At 58.6% G+C, this 19,144-nt stretch carries 18 protein-coding genes; 1 reads left to right on the top strand and 17 read right to left on the bottom strand.

The features are described from left to right. Positions 1-113 precede the first annotated feature (113 nt). The 17 genes from rpiB to THTE_RS04905 all read right to left on the bottom strand — a co-directional run bounded on the left by rpiB (position 114) and on the right by THTE_RS04905 (position 17,049). Positions 114-566: a ribose 5-phosphate isomerase B gene (rpiB, locus tag THTE_RS04985; RefSeq protein ID WP_095414400.1), complete on the bottom strand. Its 453-nt coding sequence runs from the start codon at positions 564-566 to the stop codon at positions 114-116. A 465-nt stretch (positions 567-1,031) separates the two neighbouring features. Continuing rightward, positions 1,032-2,441, bottom strand: coding sequence for an MFS transporter (locus tag THTE_RS04980; RefSeq protein WP_157731767.1), 1,410 nt, complete (start codon positions 2,439-2,441; stop codon positions 1,032-1,034). 471 nt (positions 2,442-2,912) lie between these two features. Further along, positions 2,913-4,451 (bottom strand): YifB family Mg chelatase-like AAA ATPase, encoded by a 1,539-nt coding sequence (locus THTE_RS04975; RefSeq protein WP_095414398.1) that lies wholly within the window; start codon positions 4,449-4,451, stop codon positions 2,913-2,915. A 517-nt stretch (positions 4,452-4,968) separates the two neighbouring features. After that, complete coding sequence (locus tag THTE_RS04970; RefSeq protein WP_095414397.1) at positions 4,969-6,309, bottom strand: Gfo/Idh/MocA family oxidoreductase; 1,341 nt, start codon at positions 6,307-6,309, stop codon at positions 4,969-4,971. Positions 6,310-6,550: 241 nt separating this feature from the next. Beyond that, positions 6,551-7,420, bottom strand: coding sequence for a sugar phosphate isomerase/epimerase family protein (locus THTE_RS04965; protein WP_095414396.1), 870 nt, complete (start codon positions 7,418-7,420; stop codon positions 6,551-6,553). Between the two features lie 72 nt (positions 7,421-7,492). Then, positions 7,493-8,317, bottom strand: a complete 825-nt coding sequence (locus tag THTE_RS04960; RefSeq protein WP_157731765.1) for a ThuA domain-containing protein — start codon at positions 8,315-8,317, stop codon at positions 7,493-7,495. Between the two features lie 461 nt (positions 8,318-8,778). Next, entirely contained in the window at positions 8,779-9,693 is a 915-nt protein-coding gene (locus THTE_RS04955; protein WP_095416773.1) for a class II aldolase/adducin family protein, read from the bottom strand. Positions 9,694-9,797: 104 nt separating this feature from the next. Next, positions 9,798-10,112 (bottom strand): EutN/CcmL family microcompartment protein, encoded by a 315-nt coding sequence (locus tag THTE_RS04950; RefSeq protein ID WP_095414394.1) that lies wholly within the window; start codon positions 10,110-10,112, stop codon positions 9,798-9,800. Between the two features lie 56 nt (positions 10,113-10,168). Then, positions 10,169-11,017 (bottom strand): hypothetical protein, encoded by an 849-nt coding sequence (locus tag THTE_RS04945; protein ID WP_095414393.1) that lies wholly within the window; start codon positions 11,015-11,017, stop codon positions 10,169-10,171. Beyond that, positions 11,017-11,274 carry a EutN/CcmL family microcompartment protein gene (locus THTE_RS04940; RefSeq protein ID WP_095414392.1) on the bottom strand — a complete coding sequence of 86 codons (258 nt, stop codon included), beginning with the start codon at positions 11,272-11,274 and terminating at the stop codon, positions 11,017-11,019. Before THTE_RS04940 ends, THTE_RS04945 begins: the two co-directional genes overlap by 1 nt. A gap of 124 nt (positions 11,275-11,398) precedes the next feature. After that, positions 11,399-12,844 carry an aldehyde dehydrogenase family protein gene (locus THTE_RS04935; RefSeq protein WP_095414391.1) on the bottom strand — a complete coding sequence of 482 codons (1,446 nt, stop codon included), beginning with the start codon at positions 12,842-12,844 and terminating at the stop codon, positions 11,399-11,401. 194 nt (positions 12,845-13,038) lie between these two features. Next, positions 13,039-13,371 carry a EutN/CcmL family microcompartment protein gene (locus tag THTE_RS04930; RefSeq protein ID WP_095414390.1) on the bottom strand — a complete coding sequence of 111 codons (333 nt, stop codon included), beginning with the start codon at positions 13,369-13,371 and terminating at the stop codon, positions 13,039-13,041. Between the two features lie 4 nt (positions 13,372-13,375). Beyond that, the gene (locus THTE_RS04925; protein WP_095414389.1) at positions 13,376-14,560 is read right to left on the bottom strand and encodes an acetate/propionate family kinase; all 1,185 of its coding nucleotides are present in this window, start codon (positions 14,558-14,560) and stop codon (positions 13,376-13,378) included. A 197-nt stretch (positions 14,561-14,757) separates the two neighbouring features. Continuing rightward, on the bottom strand, positions 14,758-15,027 hold the full coding sequence (locus tag THTE_RS04920) for a BMC domain-containing protein (RefSeq protein ID WP_095414388.1): 270 nt from the start codon (positions 15,025-15,027) through the stop codon (positions 14,758-14,760). Positions 15,028-15,102: 75 nt separating this feature from the next. Beyond that, positions 15,103-15,408, bottom strand: coding sequence for a BMC domain-containing protein (locus THTE_RS04915; protein ID WP_095414387.1), 306 nt, complete (start codon positions 15,406-15,408; stop codon positions 15,103-15,105). 106 nt (positions 15,409-15,514) lie between these two features. After that, positions 15,515-16,180 carry a phosphate propanoyltransferase gene (gene pduL, locus THTE_RS04910; RefSeq protein ID WP_095414386.1) on the bottom strand — a complete coding sequence of 222 codons (666 nt, stop codon included), beginning with the start codon at positions 16,178-16,180 and terminating at the stop codon, positions 15,515-15,517. Between the two features lie 5 nt (positions 16,181-16,185). Next, entirely contained in the window at positions 16,186-17,049 is an 864-nt protein-coding gene (locus THTE_RS04905; protein WP_095414385.1) for a DeoR/GlpR family DNA-binding transcription regulator, read from the bottom strand. Between the two features lie 395 nt (positions 17,050-17,444). On the opposite strand from THTE_RS04905, the gene THTE_RS04900 reads away from it, so the two are divergent. Continuing rightward, on the top strand, positions 17,445-19,094 hold the full coding sequence (locus THTE_RS04900) for a polyadenylate binding domain-containing protein (protein ID WP_095414384.1): 1,650 nt from the start codon (positions 17,445-17,447) through the stop codon (positions 19,092-19,094). The last annotated feature ends 50 nt before the right edge of the window (positions 19,095-19,144 follow it).

Here is a 19,144-nt window from a genome sequence, read left to right as displayed (position 1 = left end):
TAATTCCCACCATCCGCACCGGCGTTTCCGCGCCCCGCACTGAACCCACGTTTTTCGTACCGAGGAGAGGTGGTACTGGCGACGGCTCCCGTCGATGAATCTCCATCCTGTGGTTAGCAATGGCGCCGTGCCATCTCCAGTCGCGCCACCTTATTCAGTCGCCGGGCATGCCGACCTCCTTCGAATTCCGTGCGGAGCCAAATTTCCACAAGGCGGTCGGCCAGCGATTCCGTCAAGAAGTCGGCGGGAAGGCAGAGGACGTTGAGGTCGTTATGTCTTCGCCCTATCTCTGCGGTCAATTCGTCAAAGCATGGCGCTGCCCGGACACCGGGAAACTTGTTCGCCACGATCGCCATCCCAACACCAGTAGCAGAGATGAGGATGCCCCGATCCACTTCGTGGCACGCTACCCGGCGGGCCACTTCCGCCCCAACCTCGGGGTAGTCCACGCCGTTGTTCGAGTCGACACCGACATCCACCACTTCCTGCCCAAGATGCTGCAGAAAGATAATCAATCGGTGCCGTAATGTAGAGCCGCGATGGTCACTGCCGATCGCGATACGCATTACTCATCTCCCTTGCAATCGCCCCGCGGAATCGGGCTTCCCGATTGCCATTTCGGTCCTACGTCCCAACGCCGAAAGGCGTTCAACGAGGGAGGTATGACCATCTAAAGGATGTGTCCTCAACGCGACAGAGCGGGGACGACGTGAAACATGACCAACTCTGTGATTATACCATACCACAATCCCACATGCGTAAACGCCACCGTGACAAAACGACCGTTGAGCCAGTTTTTTACCCTTACAGCCCATCCGCAAAACGGCTTTTTCTATCCATTTAGGCTGTCTTTTATCTAGACAAGCATTCTCCGCCCCAGGGTTCGGCGGAATGTCCGTCGATCCAATCTCACAGCCCCAACGAAAAGCGCTGTACGACTAGCCCATTGGCAAGAATTGACGGTAGGAATGGCTCCATCGCCCCAGCGAAAACACCTCCCCGCCCACCTGGCACACGACTGTGACGAGGATTTATGGCCGCGGTGCCGCCATGGGACCTTCCGGATTGTCCTTCATGTGCGCATCAATTGCGCACCACTGGGAATTCGCGGAAACCAGGGGGGCGGAAGACGTGCCCGTTGCCACATTGACGCGGCTCTCTACTGCCGAAGGACCCGGAAATTCATCTAACGCCTGCACTTCGTCCAGGCGACCAATTCGGGCCAGCTCCGGCCACAACTTGAGTGCCACGAGCACCGCCAGAATGGCGCCGGTACCCCCAAGAATCGCCGATCCGACCGCCCCGAAGAGTTTCGCCGTCACACCCGATTCCAGACCTCCAAGATCATTGGAAAGCACGATGAACACACTGTTGACCGCGGAAACGCGTCCGCGCATGTGGTCGGGGGTAAGCATCTGCACGAGTGTGTGCCGCACCACCACGCTGATGTTGTCCAGTGCCCCGATCAGAAACATCATAGCGAACGACAGCCAGAAGTTGCGCGAGAGCGCAAAAATGATCGTCGCCAGTCCGAACCCGGTCACCGCCAGTAGCATATTTCGGCCGGCATGACGCATGGGGGGCGCATGGGCGAGAATCATGGCCATCGTAATCGCCCCCAACGCCTCCGCCGAGCGGAGGAATCCCAAACCCGTGGCCCCGACTTTTAGGATATCCTCTGCAAAGATTGGCAAAATATAGGTCACACCACCCAAAAGGACAGCGAACAGATCCAGGCTGATGGCACCAAAAATTGGCTTATGCCGCCACACGAACTTGAGCCCCTCCCAGATTTCCTCCTGAGCGGAACGCCCACTACTTTCCCGCATTTGAGGTCGCGGACGTAAAAGCAGAATTCCTATCAGAGCGATGGCGCGGGCAGCCGCCACCAGGAGCAGAACCAGCGCAAAATTGTTGGTTTTGCCGAGAATGACCCCTCCCAGGGCGGGCCCGATCATGGTTCCCAACTGGAAAATACTGCTGTTCCAGGCCACCGCTTTGCTGAACTGAGAGGCCGGGACGAGAAGGGGAAGAAGCGCGGCCCGCGCCGGCGTCCCCATTGCCCCGGTGGCCGCTTCCAGCACGATGACCGCGTACACCCATGTTAAAGCAGTGTTACGGAGGGCCGCTAAGGCCAGCACCGCACCGCATAGTGCCTGCACCAATAGCGTCAACGCAAATAGCCGCTGCCGGTTGAAGCGATCCGCAAGATGGCCACCGCCAGGCGCAAGCAGGACGACCGGCAGCGCGCGGGCAAGCCCCAGCCAACCCAGCGACATCGGATCCTGCGTCCTTGTGTAGAGGTAGATCCCCAGCGTCACCATTTCAATTTGGTTCGCCAAAACCATAGCGAACCAACTGGGGGCGTAGATGCGGTACGGGCGAGAACTCCAAACGCTGGTCCGTTGGTTGGAGGGTTCCTCCGTGTCGGGTTGGTTCATGGGGGTGGTTTTCACATCTCGATGGCAGCCGATCCGCCGCGGTGCTGATCCCACTTTCCTGAGAAAAAGCCCCATTCAATAGAGGCAAAAAGAAATGAAACGGTTCGCCCCTGGCGATTTTTCAATTATACCAGCCGTTGTCTTTTTTCAAAAAGCGGACTACTCCGCCACAAGCCCGCCTTATTGCCACTCTTTTAACATCAGAGAGAGGCGAAGGCTGCCTGGGCCGAAGGCAACTCACGAATTACCCCTACATTTAACCGGGAACCGAACCAAGCAGACGAAACGCGGTCAGGAAAATGGATGATCGAAGGTTAGAATGCGGACCTGGCGGGCAGGTCTCTCCGTAAACTTCAACGAACACGCTTTTCGTGCCCGCTGAAGTCAAACACGCAGGTGGATCCTCAAGAAAAGCACCTGAGGAACAGTTCCCGCTCAAGATTCCGGGACGCCGCGCTCGAAATCCTCCGGCTACTTGAAGAACTGTCGATCCAGCATCCGGTACTGAATCGCCTCGCTGATATGCATTTCACTGATTTCGTCGGCACCATCCAGGTCGGCGATGGTCCGGGCGACGCGGAGGATCTTGTCGTGTGCCCGGGCGGAAAGCCCGAGTTCCGTCATCGCCGCCTGGAGAAGCGACCGCGACGCCTGATTGAGGCGACAAAATCGGCGAATTTGCTGATGGGTCATCTCCGCGTTACACCGCGTTCGAGTGCCAGAAAAACGCTTCGTCTGGATCGCTCGGGCCTGGGTCACAAGCTGCCGAGCCTCGGCGCTGGTCATCCCCTGGCGTTGGACCATCAACTCCTGAAACGGGACGGCTGGCACCTCCAAATGAATGTCAATACGGTCGAGAAGTGGGCCGCTGATCTTCGACATGTACCGTTCAATCTGCGGCACAGTACAGTGACAGGGACGACGGGGATCATTCCGATAGCCGCACGGACAGGGATTGAGGGCCGCCACCAGCATGAAATTGGCGGGAAACGTGGAGGTGACATTGGCTCGAGCGATCGTCACCGAGCGGTCTTCCAAAGGCTGCCGCAGGACTTCGAGGGTTCGCCGATTGAACTCCGGTAACTCATCCAAAAACAGGACGCCATTGTGGGCCAGACTAATTTCCCCAGGCCCCGGAACGGAACCGCCACCCACCAGGCCCGCATCGCTGATTGTGTGGTGTGGAGCGCGAAACGGCCGCGTCGCCAGAAGAGGTTGCTGCGGATTCACCTTGCCAATTGCGCTGTAAATCCGTGTGGTTTCGATGGATTCCGCCGGGGTTAACTCCGGCAGGATGGTCGGCAAACGCTTGGCCAGCATGGTCTTGCCGGAACCGGGCGGCCCGATCATGAGCAAATTGTGCCCTCCTGCCGCGGCCACCACCAAAGCCCGTTTGGCCATCTCCTGTCCCTTGACGTCCGCCAGATCTTCCTCGTAGGTGGCTGTCTTCTGGAAGAGCTCTTCCAATCTTGAAGGATGGGGTGGGATTTCCACTTCTCCGCACAAAAACGCCGCCGCCTGTGTTAACGAGGACACCGGGATTACTTCGATCTCCTCCACGATCGCCGCCTCGGGAGCATTGTGGGCAGGCACGATAAGGCCGCGGCACTGCCCATCTTTCGCCAGCCGCATGGCCATGCTGAGAGCCCCTCGGACACTGCGGAGTGTGCCATCCAGCGCCAGCTCTCCCACCACTGCGTACTCGGTAAGCTTTTCCATGGCCATCTGACCGCTGGCCGCCAGAATTCCCAGAGCGATCGGCAGGTCAAACGAAGCCGCCTCTTTGGGGACATCCGCCGGAGCCAAATTGATGACCGTGCGCGTGTTGGCCCGTTGAAATCCTGAATTCACAATCGCCCGTTCGACGCGATGAGTGCTTTCCCGGACAGCTGCCTCGGGCAATCCCACCATCACGGTCTTGGCCAGGCCGGTGGGCGAAACATCAACCTCCACCACCACCGGCAGTGCATCAATTCCGACAAGGGTAAATGTCTGCAGCTTCGCAAGCATATGAACACCGCCCCCTGAATCTTCAACCCAGCACGTGGTCCCATTCTGCCGTGTTGAGGGCACAAAAACAAGACCTTCGGCGCAACAGGTCCCTCCGGAATGGCGGGGGACGCTTGTCATGCCCGATAAGGAAGCGTGGATCATCAATCGGTGTTCATCGGCCCCGACAAGCGGGTGTCGTTGGAAAAAACGGACTTGACAAGCAGGTCCCTTCCGATGCTCAGTCGCCAAAGGAAGTTCCAACGCAAACAGCTCCGATCGGCGGTGGGCCGGCATCGGAGGGGCCGCGTGAGCCTTTGTCTGTTTAACGACAGGAAATGGCCGCGGGTCCCACCTTACGAGGGCCGACCCGACCGAAGTACATAGGGAGCCGCCAACCGGTCACCCTTGCGGGGGTTTCTATCGTCCATCTTGGCTTGTATTGCACCCTCTTTTGTGATCGACAAACCCAAACACCGCCGGCTTTCTCCAATCGTGGGGAACGGTGGGTGACTTCCGCAGGATCACAGTCCGGTTTTCACGGGCGGCGGGGCCCGGCGATCCACTCCAGGCTGCTGATACCCGGCTTCGGCAACGGGTAGTTGCCCGTGCTGTCCGGCAGCGTGGGAGGCTCCATATCCATCCGCGTCTCTTCCGGAGCCGGCCGATACTGGAAGTCCATTTTGGCCACTTCCTCAAATTGCATGGCCTGCCCTGTATACACGGCCAATTGGCCCAGCACGGTGACCATGGTGCTACGGGCCATATGGTAGCCGCTGTTGATCGGCTGGCCCTTGCGAATGGAATCGAAGAGGGCCTGCTGTTCGGTCTGATAAGGATCATTGGGGGGCCCTTGGTATTGCCAGTTTGTCTCCCCGACAATCCTTTTCTGTCCCAGATAGCATGTGCCCTTGGTGCCCATGATGATATCGCTGCTGTTGCCGTAACAGCCATTCTGCGTGCGGCACATGGCGTACACCCGTGCCCCGCTCTTGTATTCATAGACCACCGTGGCGTGGTCATACATGTCACCCAGGCCTTCCCCAAAGGAGGCGGACCGGCCGCCAAGTCCGAAGCACCACTCCGGCATCTCTTCCTTAAGTGCCCAGGTCACCCGATCCATGTTGTGAACCAGCGATTGCGGCACATCATCACCCGAGAGCCAGCAGAAGTGGTACCAGTTCCAGAACTGGAATTGCAACTCCGTGTGTTCAGGTTTCCGGCTCATCACCTGGTAAGGACCGCGCAGGAACATGGCCTGAATGGCGACGATGTCACCGATCATGCCATCGTGGATTCGCTTCATGCACTCCTGCCAGCCGAAATCGAATCGGCTCTGCAATCCGGAGACGATACTCAGCCCCTTCTCTTTGGCCAGATCGCAGGCCGCCTGCATCCGGCGGACACCGACTGGATCGATACCGTGGGGTTTTTCCACGAACACGTGTTTTCCCGCCTTGATGGCCTCTTCCGAATACATGGGATGGAACTTGGAGGCGCAGGCGATGAGAACGACGTCAGAAGCCTCGATGACTTTTTTGTAGCCGTCCAGCCCCACAAAACAGTGGTCGTCATCCACGATCACCTTATCAGGATGGATTTTTTTGAGATTTTCCCGGGCCGCTTTCACTTTGCTTTCGAAGATGTCACACATGGCCACGAGTCGCACATCCGGCCCGGTATTGAGTGCCTGCGCTGCCGCCCCGGAACATCGGCCCCCACAGCCGATCATCCCCACCTTAATAATGTCGCTTCCTGCCGCGTGGGCAGCGCGACTCATCTCAAGCCCGCCAAGAACAGCCGCTGCTGTTGCTCCCGTCCTGGCCAAAAACTCCCGACGTGACCATGCCGAATTCCCGCTCCTGGAATTGCGAGTCATGATGAAGATCCTCCTTCGTTGAATCACCTGCGCGGTCCGATCCGCAACTCTATTCACGCTCCGCCGGAGAGAACACTCAAACGGAGAGAACACTCAAACACATAACCGAGCTCGCCCCGCCGACATCATCACCGCAGGATGTACATCGTCAGCCCATCGAATGTTGGAGGTTCCGCTTGCTCGCGCGCGTCGGTGTTATCCCTCGCAAGAACACATCGCGGGACAGCCTCCCTATCGCCGGCTATTTTTCCTCGGAAATTCCGAGCTGCTGAAGCGTACTCCGCAACCAGCGGAGGGATCGTTCGATCATGGGACCTCCCTGTCCTTCGCACTCCATGCTCAGCGGCCCATTGTAACCGCTGTCGCGCAGGATGGTCAGCACCTGGCGAATGTTCTCGGCGTTGACGCCGTCCCCAATCGCACAATGGCTCACCGCGATTCCCGTTTCCTGCCCCCGCACGGCTGCTGCCAACGACGGGCTGACATCCTTGACATGAACGTGATTGATCTTATCGAGGAAACGACGACAGAACTCCACCGGGTCCCGGCCTGCAATAAACGAATTTCCTGTATCCAAATTGAGACGCAAGAACGGACTGTCACAAAAGGCAAGCATTTCCGCCAGGCGATCGGGATTGGTCGTGAAATAGCCGTGGACTTCAATATTCACGGTGATTTCGTAGGCCTCGGCGACCTCGACGATTTGTTCGTAACAGCGCTTCATGAGGGCCATGGCCTCTTCGTCGGACATATCCGGGGGCCGGTGAAGACCATCGGTCGTGGCAATCCGCGGACACCCAGCATGTTTCGCCCAGGGGATACTTTTCAGCACGTAGGCCACACCGTAAAAAAGCCCCTCGCGGCCGGAAAGCGGAAAGGCAGCGTCAATCTGGGAAAACCGAACGCCGTAATTCTCCATTTTTCGCCGCAAAAGCAGCGGATCCTGGTACAGGGCCACATGGGGTTGATACCCTAATCCGTGGATCCAACTGGCACCATCGATCACACCACATTCGATGTAATGGACATCATGGGCCTCTGCCCAGGCCAAACACTTCTCAAAATCCCAGTACGCTGAATTAAACGCATCGGTATGAAAGCTGATCTGCATACACCACCTCGCCCGTTACAATCTCCACCAATCCATCGAAGACCGCAATGTGACGGCTTGGCCGACGATGATTCACCGCCCTTCCCGGGGATTCACCCGCGAAGTTTCGCCAAGCCGTCCCCCACACCACAGACACGCCTGCCGATACAGCGTTTGCAAGCCCTCACTCTGGAATGCCTTCACGTCGTGCCCCAGCACACAGTGAAAAACCCGCCCTTTGCCCACCTGGAGCACAAAAGCCATGGGATAATCTTTTCCATCCACTTTAGAGCGGGCAACGGCCAGAACATGAATCGGGATGTCTCCCGCCAAACACGTGTAGAGCTCATCGACGGTATCGAAATCCTGAAGCCCGCGAGTGATGGGATGTTCTCGATCCACGATGCGCACCCTGAAAGTGCCGTAGGGATCGTGTCCGCGAAGCTGGGGATCCCAAACCCGTCCGACAAGTTTAACGAAATCTTCCTTGAATTCCTGGAATGCCCCGCAGGCAAAGTGGACGAGCACCAATCCCCCACCCTGCTGCACAAAGCGCTCCAGCGTCTTCAACCCCTTCCGACCCGGAACGTCAGGATCGTAGTTTTTGAAATGGAGAACGAGCACCTGATATTGAAAAGGTTTCTCGGTGCGCAGAACGCTCAGTTCCTCTGCCACATCCACGGCAATATCACCGCGTGCCTCCAGGAGCTTTTTCAGGACAGGTGTTGTCTCCTGCCATTTATGGCCGGGATAATCTTCGCCCGTCACGATGAGACAGCGAACAGGAGCCGGCTCATAACTTGGTGGATTGCCCGTTTCGGCCGCGCAGGCCCGGAACTCAAAACGCGCTGGCAGGAGAATCGCCATCCCGGCAACCAGAGCGAGAACCACCCGCCCCACCCCCGCAAGTCCTGCCAAGCCTCTTCCCGCAAACCTGTTTTGTAAGCTGGGTCTCGAAAAACATTTGCCGACTTCTGAGGGGCAGGTCATCGTGCCTCTCCTGTTCCAAGGGAACGATCACTGCCCCCTTAGCATACCTGCCCGGCCCTGCTAGTCAAGAACGTCATCGTCTGTTCGCGAATTCTCTCTTTATGACTTCACGTCTCATAACAGACACAGCCGAGATCCGTCACTCATCCGTTATGATCCGAAGCCCGACTTCCCGGTCCAAGCGCACGGACGCCATCATCCCTGCCAATTCGTGCGACTCCGCCAATCAGGCCACCGGCCGAACCGGAAACGGTCAAACTAATCAACACCGGTCGGTGCAATGCTCACCGGTAGAAAAGAAAAAGGGCCATTTCAGGATGGCCCAGTCTTCGCAGGATGTTCGGAACAATGGGAGAACCGATCCCCACGGTAAACCCAAGCCGTTCAGCCTAGGACTGCGACTTGAGGATTTCCATCACCCGATCGGTAATGAGCTGGACGAGTTGCTCGCGTTCTTCCTCACTTAACTGCGGATTGACGCCGCAACTGCCACTTTGGCCTGACCGAAAGCGAGGCGGCTGGAACACTTCCTGGCGGACGCCGCTTTCCCGCCAGCTGTCCCGAAAAACGTCATTGGCGCAGAGTTCGCAGTTTTCCAGCTCCAGACGCGGATCTTTGTAGCCCAACCGCTGTTTCAAATCCAGCAGGGCTTTGACCTCGGGTTCTGTGAAATAGTTGATTCGCCCCAGGCTCTTCGCCAGCATGAGCATCCGGCAGTACGCGTCGAGGATCTCCGTGTACCAGTAGGCCTTTTCCACCGTGTCGCCGAAGCTCACGGTGCCATGGTTGGCCAGAATGATCACGTTGCACTTCTCCACAAACGGGAGAATTGTGTTGGCGAATTCCTGCGTGCCGGGCGTCTCGTATTTGGCGATCGGCACTTCGCCCAGAAAGATTTCCACTTCCGGAAGCACGCACAGCGGAACCGCTTCCCGGGCGATGCCAAAGGCTGTGGCGTGCGGCGGATGGCAGTGCACCACGGCTCGAATGTCCGGTCGAGCCTTCATGATAGCGAGATGGAGCTTAATTTCGCTCGTGGCCTTTCGGACGCCCGCAATCTGGCGGCCCTCCATGTCCACGATGCAGAGGTCTTCAGGCTTCATGAAGCCCTTGCAAATCATCGTGGGCGTACACAGGACCTGATTCTCGCTGATCCGGTACGAAATATTCCCATCGTTTGCCGCAGCAAAACCACGCTTGTATAGACGGTCGCCGATTTCGCAGATTTCCTGCTTCAGTCGCTGAATGTTCAGCGGTGTTCCGCCGCCACGCGCGGTTGTCCTGGGCTTTTGCTGAGAATCCATCTGGGATGCCATCGTTCCAACCCTCCGACCTGCCAAATTTATTTTCGGGCTGCTTTTATCAGGCGCTGACTACGTTTCTGGATTCTGATCTCATCCGATGACTTTCATTCACCCGCCGAGACCGGAAGCACTTCCCGGAGTGGACAAACCTCCACCTGATCCAGGATTGCCGCCAGGTAGGCGTCTACCGGCTTCGGTTCTGCGAATGGCTGCGCTGCCTCGCGGCCCTCGCTGAAGGCCACCAGACATCCGTCGTGAGCACCCAGTTCGTCATACAGAACCAGCTCTTCCGCGTCGGCTGGACGTTCGCCCAGTAGCATTTCCAGGGACAGCGGCACCACGAGCTTGAACCTCGCCCCGATCATGGTCGGGTGCGCGCGATTGAGAGTGACGGTGCCAATCACTTTTCCAACTCTCACGACGTGTGTCCTTTCTAACCGGATCGGCGGTTGTCCCACCGACGAAAAAACTCACCTCACTGGAGTTCCAATTTTTCGCGGAAAATTTCCGGACAAACGTGGGACGATGCCACAAACTGACGGATCATCCGCTTGAGGCTGAACAAGCCTGTGTTCAGGTCGGCCACCAAAACATTGGCACCGACCGCTGCCGTATCGCCCGCCACTTCCTGCGGATTCCGTCCCGCAATCGCCCGCACTCCCCGCTGCCGATTGGCCAGACACACTTCGGCAGCCACATGTCGGGTGATCACGACAACCAGCCTCTGTTTGCGGCACAGCTCCGCTGCCCTTTCACTCGCCCGGATGAGGCAATCCAATGTTTCATACTCCGCGGTGATCCCCTCCGGGCGTAATAGATTATCCAGTTGCTGGGGATTGATCCTTTGTGTCACTAATAACACTGCTACTGTGGGAGCCCCGGCAGGTGACACATTGCCATTTTCGGCAGGCTTCTGGCCGCCCCCGTGGAACACCGCAATCCCCTTGTCCTGAAGTAAATCTCTTACGGCAGGTGTTACCACCGCTCCCATCGGAACCACCACCCGCCGGATCCCCTCCAGCCGATCACTCACCTGGGCCAGGGTGATCACCCTGTCCGACAGAACGAGCTCGCCATCCCGCGTGGAAACGAACCTGGCCAGCGGTCGGGCAGATTCCATCGGTTGATTTTCTTTTCGGACTAATTGGCTCGCTTCCGATTGAGACCGCGGTTCTGCGTCGCGCTGCGAGTCTACTTCTCCGGATGGTGCGGCAGGGGTCTGCTCACGCGCTCCCTGCTCCGTCCCAATTCGCCGCTGAAGCGCGGCCAGGACCTCACGCACGACCTGTTCGATCAGTTGAGCATTCCAATCGCCGCTGGCCATCAGTCCACAATCCCAATCACCGACCACCGCACAGGAGTATGTGGATCTCCTATGATCGTCTGTGTGTGTTTGCCATCGGAACTGACAATGACCAGATCCCCTCGACCTGCTCCCAGGTGATCAACCACCAAAACCGGGTCGCCGTCCGGCGAAACACCGTCGGCTGCCAATGGCTGAACCAGCAGCAGCTTCCAGCCTTTCATGGATGGATGCTTCACCGTCGACGTTGCATGACCCACCACTCGTCCTGCCAGCATGAATTCCGTATCGTCCTTCCGGCGAATCCGTTACGGCCCAGCTCCGAATGCTTGTGTTGAATTCTGATCGGTGCAAGGCCCAATCCCCAGAATGCAACCTCAAAGTTTCACCCGTAGCGACTTTTTACTTGCCCAAGATTCGCAGACTGTCGATCATCGCGCAGCGGCGTTCACGGGTGAAAGTGAGGGGCGTTGTGATGCCTTCACCCGTCGGCCCAGCAATGGAGTACGAAATGTAGCCTTCGCCACCGAGGCCCAATCCGGCCATGCACGGTCCGTTTTTCACGAAAATTGTGGTGTCCAGCGCTCGACCCATTTTGGTCATATTCACCACGTCATGCGAATGGATGATCGCTGTGTGCCGGAAGCCGTGCTCGGCAATCCGCGCCCGCTCAATGGCTTCGTCGACGTCCCGGCACCGCACAAACGGGACAAAGGGCATCATCTGCTCGGCGTGCACAAACGGATTGGAGAAGTCCGTTTCGCCGAACAGAAGTTCGACGTCATCGGGAATCTTCTTACCAATGGCACGCGCCAGTTTGGCTGCATCCTGGCCGATGAATTCTTTCACGCCGACCGGATGCCGGTGTTCGCCTTCGCCCGCGTACGTGATCGCTTTGGCCGTGAGAGCCTCGATTTCGGCAGCGTTGAGCCGAACCGCTCCCGCCCTTTCCATGGCCGTCATCAACTGATCGAAAATCTTCTCCACCGCGAAGACTTCCTTCTCCGCGATGCAGAGGAGGTTGTTGTCGTAGGAAGCACCCTTGATGATGCACCGCGCTGCGCGATCCAGGTCCGCGGTCTCATCAACCACCACCGGCGGATTCCCCGGACCAGCCACGATAGCCCGTTTGGCCTGCTGCATCGCTGCCCGGGCCACCCCCGGACCACCGGTCACACACAGGAGGGCGATATCCCGGTGCTTGAAGATGGCGTTGGCCGTTTCGATTGTGGGCTCGGTAATGACACACATCACGTTGTCGATGCCCAAATCGCGGAAGATGGCCTGGTTGTAGCGGCGAACCCCCTCGGCGGCGACCCGCTTGCCACTGGGATGCGGGTTGAAGACAACCGTGTTGCCTGCCGCAATCATGGCGATGGCGTTGCCCGTCAGCGTGGGCAGCGAGTGCGTCACGGGAGTCACTGCGCCAATCACCCCAAAGGGTGCATGCTCGATGACCGTCAAACCGTGGTCCCCGCTGAACACTTCACTGCGAAGAAACTCGACGCCGGGCGTCTTCTCTCCCAGAACACGGAGTTTTTCAATTTTGTGTTCCAGCCGGCCGATCTTCGTTTCTTCCATCTCCATCGTGCCGAGCTCCACGCACTGCTCGATGGCAATGCGCCGAATATGGTCGATGAGTCGTTTGCGCTCCTCAAGGGTGCGGCGGGAGAGAATATCGAACGCCTCGACGGCCGCTGCGACCGCATCGTCCACATCCGTAAACAGCCCGAAGCGGCCCTGATACCGCTTGACAACCGGCGGCGGTGCCGAGGGAACTCCATTCCCCTTCAAACGCTGGAGAACCTCTTCGACAACCGTACGAACCAGGGCTTCGTTGACCTGCATAATCTCACTCCTTATCCACAGTCCGGCATGGGGTGGTCATGCGCGGGTGATCCCCCTCACGCCTCCCAAGTTATTTCACGAATCCGCTGACACCTCTAACGAAAACGACAATTGATACCTTTTACCTATCAACCCGTCGCTCCGTCGCCTCCATCCGCAGCGAGTCCGTTCCCCAGAATCAACCGGCCGTCTTCCTACGCCTGGGATTCCGGTGATTCCGGTTGCTTGCTGTAAATACAGCGCTGCCCAACATGGACGTGATCGACGATCCCGATGATGACGGTGTCCACGGGAAGGTTTTTGGTCTCCGGCGTGAGCCGGGCACTGGAGCCCTGAACAATGAGGACCATTTCTCCCTCGCCCGCCCCCACCGTGTCCACCGCCACGAACGTTCGGCCGGTCGCCACGAGCGTGCTCCGCGTTTGCGGATCCACACGATACGGCTCCACGAGAAGGAGTTTGCGACCCACCATCGAGTCCACCTTCTGCGTGGAAACCAGTGACCCTGTAACCTTTGCTAAGAACATAGCATTACAGTGACTCTAAAAGGGCCTTTGCTTGTCGGGCGACGATCAACTCTTCATTGGTGGGGATGGTCCAAATTCGGACCCGACCCGCCGGCGAACTGATTTCGCATTCTCCGCGCGCCGTGCAATTCTTTTCTTCGTCGATCACGATCCCCAATTCGCTCAGATTGCGGCACACTGCGGAGCGGATTTCCGGCTGGTTTTCACCGATGCCCCCCGTGAACACCAGGACGTCGGCCCCGCCCAGTTCCACCAGAGAGGCACCGACATATTTGCGGATGGCCGCCACGAACACGTCCACCGCCAGTCGGGCACGTTGATTGCCTTCCGCAGCCGCCGCCATGATGTCGCGCAGATCGGTGCTCACGCCGCTCAGTCCCAGCAGACCACTCTGCGTGGCCAGCACGTTGAGAATCTCCTCCAGGGACTTCCCGGTGTGTTTCATGATGACGGGGAGCGCGAATGGGTCGAAATCACCGACCCGGTTATTGTTGGGGAGCCCCGACTGGGGACTCATCCCCATACTCGTGAAGACGCTTTTTCCACCGGAGATGGCGCAGACCGAACTGGAACCTCCGAGGTGGCAGGAAATGACCCGCAAATCGTTCCGTCCAAAAATTTCCGCCGTCCGCGTGGCGATGTAGCGATGGCTGGCCCCGTGAAAACCCCAGCACCTGACGCCCCATTCCGCCCATTCGTAGGGTACCGCGTAGAACCGGTTGTGATCCGGAATGGTGCTGTGAAAATCGGTTTCAAAAGCCGCGACCAGCGGAATCTCTGGAAGGTTTTCCCGAAGAATCCGCATCGCCCGAATGTACGGAGGATTGTGCGCCGGCGCGACCGGCACCATCTCCTCCATGGCGGCCAGCACCTCTTCGGTGACCAGTTGAACCCCGCTGATCCGCCCTCCGTGAACAGCCTTGAAACCGATGGCAGCTACCTCACGGGCGTCTTTCAGACACCCGGTCTGCGGATCGGTGAGCTGGGCAAGGCACTGGCGAACCGCTGCGGCATGATCGGGAACATGGGCCGTCAATTCGTACCGCTGGCCCTTGATTTCCACAAAACACCGACTTTCCGGCGCTCCGATGCGTTCGACACCGCCCCGAGCGATTTGGGTCTCGGTCTGCATGTCGAACAATCGGTACTTGAAGCTCGTGCTTCCGATGTTTGCCACCAAGATATGCATCCTGCAACCTCCTCACAATTCCCGTTCTGCCACAGTGCCAATGTGTCCCTCGCCGCCAAACTCACTCTTCTCCGTTCCCCGGTTTGCAGGACGTCTCGCGCTGGCGGGGCCATGCCGGGTGTGAGGCGCGTACGGCAAACGGGCGGGAGTGCCGGGCACTCACGCTGCCTCGGGGACCGGCCGCCAGATTGCCTCGCTCACGTCAGATAGGCCGCGATCACACCTTCCGCCGGGCGAGGAATGATGTGGCTGGCCACCAACTCCCCGACCTGCGCCGCTGCGTTGGCACCGGCCTCCACCGCAGCCCGCACGCTGCCCACATCGCCGCGCACAATGGTGGTCACCAACCCACCACCAATCTGCACACGCTTGACGATCTGCACATTGGCCGCTTTCGCCATGGCGTCTGTAGCCTGAACGAGCGCTACCAAACCACGAGTTTCAATCAGACCAATTGCGTCTTGCATGGCGCTTAATCCCCCTATGTTGCTAGCCGAATGAGTGTCTTTCCGTTGTTTCCGTGCCATCACAACTTGCCGCGATCAGTCGGTTTTACCACCCTTGCCGGCGCCTCCCGGAAGGACCGTCGACAGGTCATCGTGCGGTCGCGGGATGACCTGGACGCTGACCACCTCGCCGATCCGAGCTGCCGCAGCCGCACCGGCATCGGTGGCCGCCTTCACCGCGGCGACATCCCCGGTGACGAATACGCTCACCAGACCGCTTCCGACCTTGTCCCAGCCCAAGAACTGCACGTTCGCCGCCTTGAGCATGGCGTCCGTTGCTTCCACCAGGGTGACAAAACCCTTGGTCTCAATCATTCCCAGAGCTTCCATTTGTTTGGCCATTGCTGTTCACTCCACCTCGAAACTGAAAAACCACACCTTCGTTTCCGAATTCCCTACACACATCGCCACGATGGACCGGCAACCCTCCCTGGCCTTGCCGCCCGTATCAGGGTTTGTACAGCTCCACCCGGGTTGCGTGCTCGATGTCCGCCGCGTTGCCCTCATCCGTGTCCAGGTGGACTTCAAGCTTACTTGTTTCATCAGCCCGCACGATCACGTTTTCAAACACTGTCGTGCACGGCCCAGATTCGATCCTCAGGCACATGGCATCCCCGTTCTTGACGCCATAATACTCAGCGTCCCGGATATTCATGTGCACGTGTCGGGCCGCACGAATGACCCCCTCCTTGAGATCCACACTTCCCGCCGGTCCCACGAGCACACATCCCGGCGTCCCTTTCAAATCGCCACTCAATCGCACCGGAGCATCAATCCCCAGCGAGATGGCGTCCGTAAAGGCGAGCTCCACCTGGGTCTTGGAACGCGGAGGCCCGAGCACCCGCACCGTCGGCAGCATCCGCCGCCGAGGACCAACAATCATCACAGTCTCCTCTGCCGCGTAAAAACCCTCCTGGTAAAGCCATTTGTAAGGCTTCAGTTCGTAACCCGGGCCAAAAAGAATGTCGATGTGCTCCCGAGAGAGATGGCAGTGCCGGGCAGAAATGGTGACCACGACTTCGGGTCTTTCCTTCGGCCCGCCAAGTAGTTTCACCACAATCTCACGGACGATCTTTTCGACCTGAGCGCGATCAATGGGAGGCGCCTGTGCCATGGCTCTCAAACCTTATTGGTCGGAACGGGAGAAAGTTGTGTCGGAGCATCCAGAACCGGGCGCAACACTGGCTCTTCTGCCGATTCAGCAACCGACGCAAGAATCAACCGAACCCCGGCAGATGTCAGCCTTTCCCGCCATGCTTCGGGAAGTTCCGTATCCGTCACCACGTAATCGACATCCTCCAGCTTGCAGAGAAGAGCAAGGCTGCGATATCCGAACTTCGAGCTGTCAGCGACGATGATCACCTCATCTGCCGCCCGCATCATCGCCCGCTCGGTCTCCACAAGCAAAAGGTTGTTGTTGAAAAACCCTTCCTCATCGGCCGACGCCACACTCAAAATAGCCTTGCGGACGCGGAGCGAGGCGATCATGGCATCGGCCTGCGGACCCTGCGTGACCCCGGTTCGGGGACACACATTGCCACCAACAAACACTAGGTCACTGGTGGGGTCAGAAGCAAGTAAATTTGCCACGGGGAGAGAGTTGGTTACCACGTGGAGCGGCATCCCCAGTAACAGCCGCGCAACCTCGTAGGTTGTGGTTCCCCCATCAAGAAGGACGGAATCCCCGGCCGAAATTAACTCGACGGCCTTTCGTGCAATTGCCCGCTTCTGTTCCCACCGCATGGGCTGCCGGGTTTCAAAATGGGGCAATTTGGGGGAACTTCCCGTGTACAAAGCCCCGCCATGAATCCGTTTCGCATCACCCTGCTTTTCCAGATATTCCAGATCCCGGCGGATTGTGGACTCGGATACTCCCAGAGCGCCGGCAAGCTCGTCGAGCGTCGCAAAACGACGCGACCGAATGAGCTCGAGAAGCTGCGTCCGACGTTCCTGCACCGTGGTGGTTGGATGGCCTGCCGGCATGTCTCGTCCTGAGAAGTTGTGCGCAAGATGTGATGCCAATCTACCGTGTTTCGCTGAAATATAGCGTACTATGCCGCCAGAATCTCGTCAAGATATGGCAGCATCACTTCACATTTTTGGATCCATTGCAGCAATTTTGCTGCAAATTAGTGAGCGAATGTTTTCCGAACGTGTGCCAAAGCCATTCCGACAAAGCAGCCGGCCGCGCCCACTGTCCGCTGAGCGCCCTCACATCCCGAAAAAGCCGCTTTTTCAGAAAAAGCCTCAAGGTTTGCCCAATTTCGACCGATGGTAACCGGCAGCAAGAGTCAATCTCCCGTCTGCTTGACTGGCGCCGGTCCATCGACCGGTCCCGGTGGAATGACGGATGGCAGGCAACAACCTGGAGGATTCACATGAACAAGCCTCTCCACACGGACGACGCCCCTTCGCAAGGCACTGTGAGGGTGCTGGCGCGGCTGCCCTATGTTGGTGGGGAACAAGAGTCGGTTCCCGAGCACAGCACTTATCCGTTTCGTGCAACCCCGGTCAGCTTCTTTTCCGACCCGATCCGTCGCGGTCTGGCATTGGGGGTAGCCGTGGTTCTGCTGCTCGGCGTGATCTGGTTCATCGCTGGCCGCGGAAAGAAATCCGAGATCGCCAGCAACGCCCCGAACAAGGCATGGGAAACGGCGGTGCCGCGTCCCGATGCCCCGGAAGCGCCTGCGTGGAGTCCGCCTTCTGTCAGCCTGCCCAGCGAAAGCGTTCAATCCACTCAGGCCCAACCGTTTGGCGCGGCAGGTGATTCTCATCTGGTGACGCGATCTCCGCTGGGATTTGAGTTGCCACCCGGCAATGGTTGGGGAAGTCCGCAGGAGAACCCGCTGAACACTTCAAGCACGCAACCGTCCCTGACCGCGGGCCAGCCAATCCTGGCGTGGGAAAACCCGCAAGCCACCCAGGCATCTCCAGCGCTGCCGCCCGTTCAGACGCAGATGACTCCTCAGTATGACGTTGCGCCCGTGAATGCTTCGGGAAATTCCACGACTCCCTGGGCAAACGCGGCTGGTTTTGCCGCCAACTCACCCGCAGCCACGCCGATGAGCCCCGTGTCGCAAGGCTATGGCAGTATCGCTCCGAGTGCAGCCGCCGCGGCGTCTTCTGCCGGTTCAGCCCAGATCGTTCGTAATCCCTATTTCAATTCCCAACCGGTCGCCCAAAGTGCCAACGCGTCACCAACTCAACCGGCCGCTGACTTCACCGCGAGCAACAATTCTTGGGGCCAACCAGTCTCGGCCACACTTCCTGCCTCCTGGCCGACTCCCGTGGAGCTTCAACCACCCAGCGCAGCGGTCGGTCCCAGTGCTGTGATCGCATCCCGCCCGAACGCCCCAGACTTCGCGCAACCCGCCACGTCTCCGCGTGTTCAGAACTCCATTTCGGCCGCCGGCTATCCGCAGGCGAGTCAATGGAATATGCCCTCCACCACAGCCGGAAGCTCCGTGTACAGCCATGCGTCTTCGGTTTCCAGCGCAGCTCCGCAAAACACATGGGGCAATTCGACGAGCCAACTTTCGTCTCCGGGCAGCCCGGTTCAGTCAATCGGCGGAAATCCGTCGAACTATGGACCTTACTCGAACGCTGTGCCCGGCAGCCAGCCTGCCTATCAGGGATCAGTCGGCTTACAGACACCGCAGCAAAATCCCGCGTACAATGGCCCGAGCGCCGGTTTGTGGGGTGATTCCCGTGCAATGGTTCCAGGGCAGACCGTGCAGCCCGGCCAAAATCAGCAGGCCCCCGTCTATCCCAGCACCGATTCATATCGGTATTACGGCCCCACATCGCAGCCCGGCACTCAGCAGCCGCAGGACAATCAGGTGGTGCCCGCCACGTATGCCAACCCCTCATGGGGTAATTACTTGAACGGTTCCGCGCCGAGCCCGATGGGCCCAACCGCTCCGACAGGCCGTCCTCAACAGCAGCAGGCGGGCACCTCGGCGGATCAGCTTTACCCGACAACCGGCCAAACCGGTTACAACTTGTATCCCACGTCGGTACTGCGATGAAAACGGCATCTTTTCTGATGGTTGGCTGTCCACACGACAGGTCGGTTGCT

The sequence above is a fragment of the Thermogutta terrifontis genome (assembly GCF_002277955.1).
Lineage (GTDB): Bacteria > Planctomycetota > Planctomycetia > Pirellulales > Thermoguttaceae > Thermogutta > Thermogutta terrifontis.
Note: the sequence above shows the minus strand (reverse complement) of the source record. Positions and strands in the feature narration are given on the sequence as shown.

What these genes read in the sequence shown, in the direction of transcription:
- rpiB (WP_095414400.1), bottom strand. Translation starts at nt 566, where the DNA reads ATGCGTATCGCGATCGGCAGTGACCATCGCGGCTCTACATTACGGCAC.
- THTE_RS04980 (WP_157731767.1), bottom strand. Translation starts at nt 2,441, where the DNA reads ATGAACCAACCCGACACGGAGGAACCCTCCAACCAACGGACCAGCGTT.
- THTE_RS04975 (WP_095414398.1), bottom strand. Translation starts at nt 4,451, where the DNA reads ATGCTTGCGAAGCTGCAGACATTTACCCTTGTCGGAATTGATGCACTG.
- THTE_RS04970 (WP_095414397.1), bottom strand. Translation starts at nt 6,309, where the DNA reads ATGACTCGCAATTCCAGGAGCGGGAATTCGGCATGGTCACGTCGGGAG.
- THTE_RS04965 (WP_095414396.1), bottom strand. Translation starts at nt 7,420, where the DNA reads ATGCAGATCAGCTTTCATACCGATGCGTTTAATTCAGCGTACTGGGAT.
- THTE_RS04955 (WP_095416773.1), bottom strand. Translation starts at nt 9,693, where the DNA reads ATGGATTCTCAGCAAAAGCCCAGGACAACCGCGCGTGGCGGCGGAACA.
- THTE_RS04945 (WP_095414393.1), bottom strand. Translation starts at nt 11,017, where the DNA reads ATGGCCAGCGGCGATTGGAATGCTCAACTGATCGAACAGGTCGTGCGT.
- THTE_RS04940 (WP_095414392.1), bottom strand. Translation starts at nt 11,274, where the DNA reads ATGCTGGCAGGACGAGTGGTGGGTCATGCAACGTCGACGGTGAAGCAT.
- THTE_RS04935 (WP_095414391.1), bottom strand. Translation starts at nt 12,844, where the DNA reads ATGCAGGTCAACGAAGCCCTGGTTCGTACGGTTGTCGAAGAGGTTCTC.
- THTE_RS04930 (WP_095414390.1), bottom strand. Translation starts at nt 13,371, where the DNA reads ATGTTCTTAGCAAAGGTTACAGGGTCACTGGTTTCCACGCAGAAGGTG.
- THTE_RS04925 (WP_095414389.1), bottom strand. Translation starts at nt 14,560, where the DNA reads ATGCATATCTTGGTGGCAAACATCGGAAGCACGAGCTTCAAGTACCGA.
- THTE_RS04920 (WP_095414388.1), bottom strand. Translation starts at nt 15,027, where the DNA reads ATGCAAGACGCAATTGGTCTGATTGAAACTCGTGGTTTGGTAGCGCTC.
- THTE_RS04915 (WP_095414387.1), bottom strand. Translation starts at nt 15,408, where the DNA reads ATGGCCAAACAAATGGAAGCTCTGGGAATGATTGAGACCAAGGGTTTT.
- pduL (WP_095414386.1), bottom strand. Translation starts at nt 16,180, where the DNA reads ATGGCACAGGCGCCTCCCATTGATCGCGCTCAGGTCGAAAAGATCGTC.
- THTE_RS04905 (WP_095414385.1), bottom strand. Translation starts at nt 17,049, where the DNA reads ATGCCGGCAGGCCATCCAACCACCACGGTGCAGGAACGTCGGACGCAG.
- THTE_RS04900 (WP_095414384.1), top strand. Translation starts at nt 17,445, where the DNA reads ATGAACAAGCCTCTCCACACGGACGACGCCCCTTCGCAAGGCACTGTG.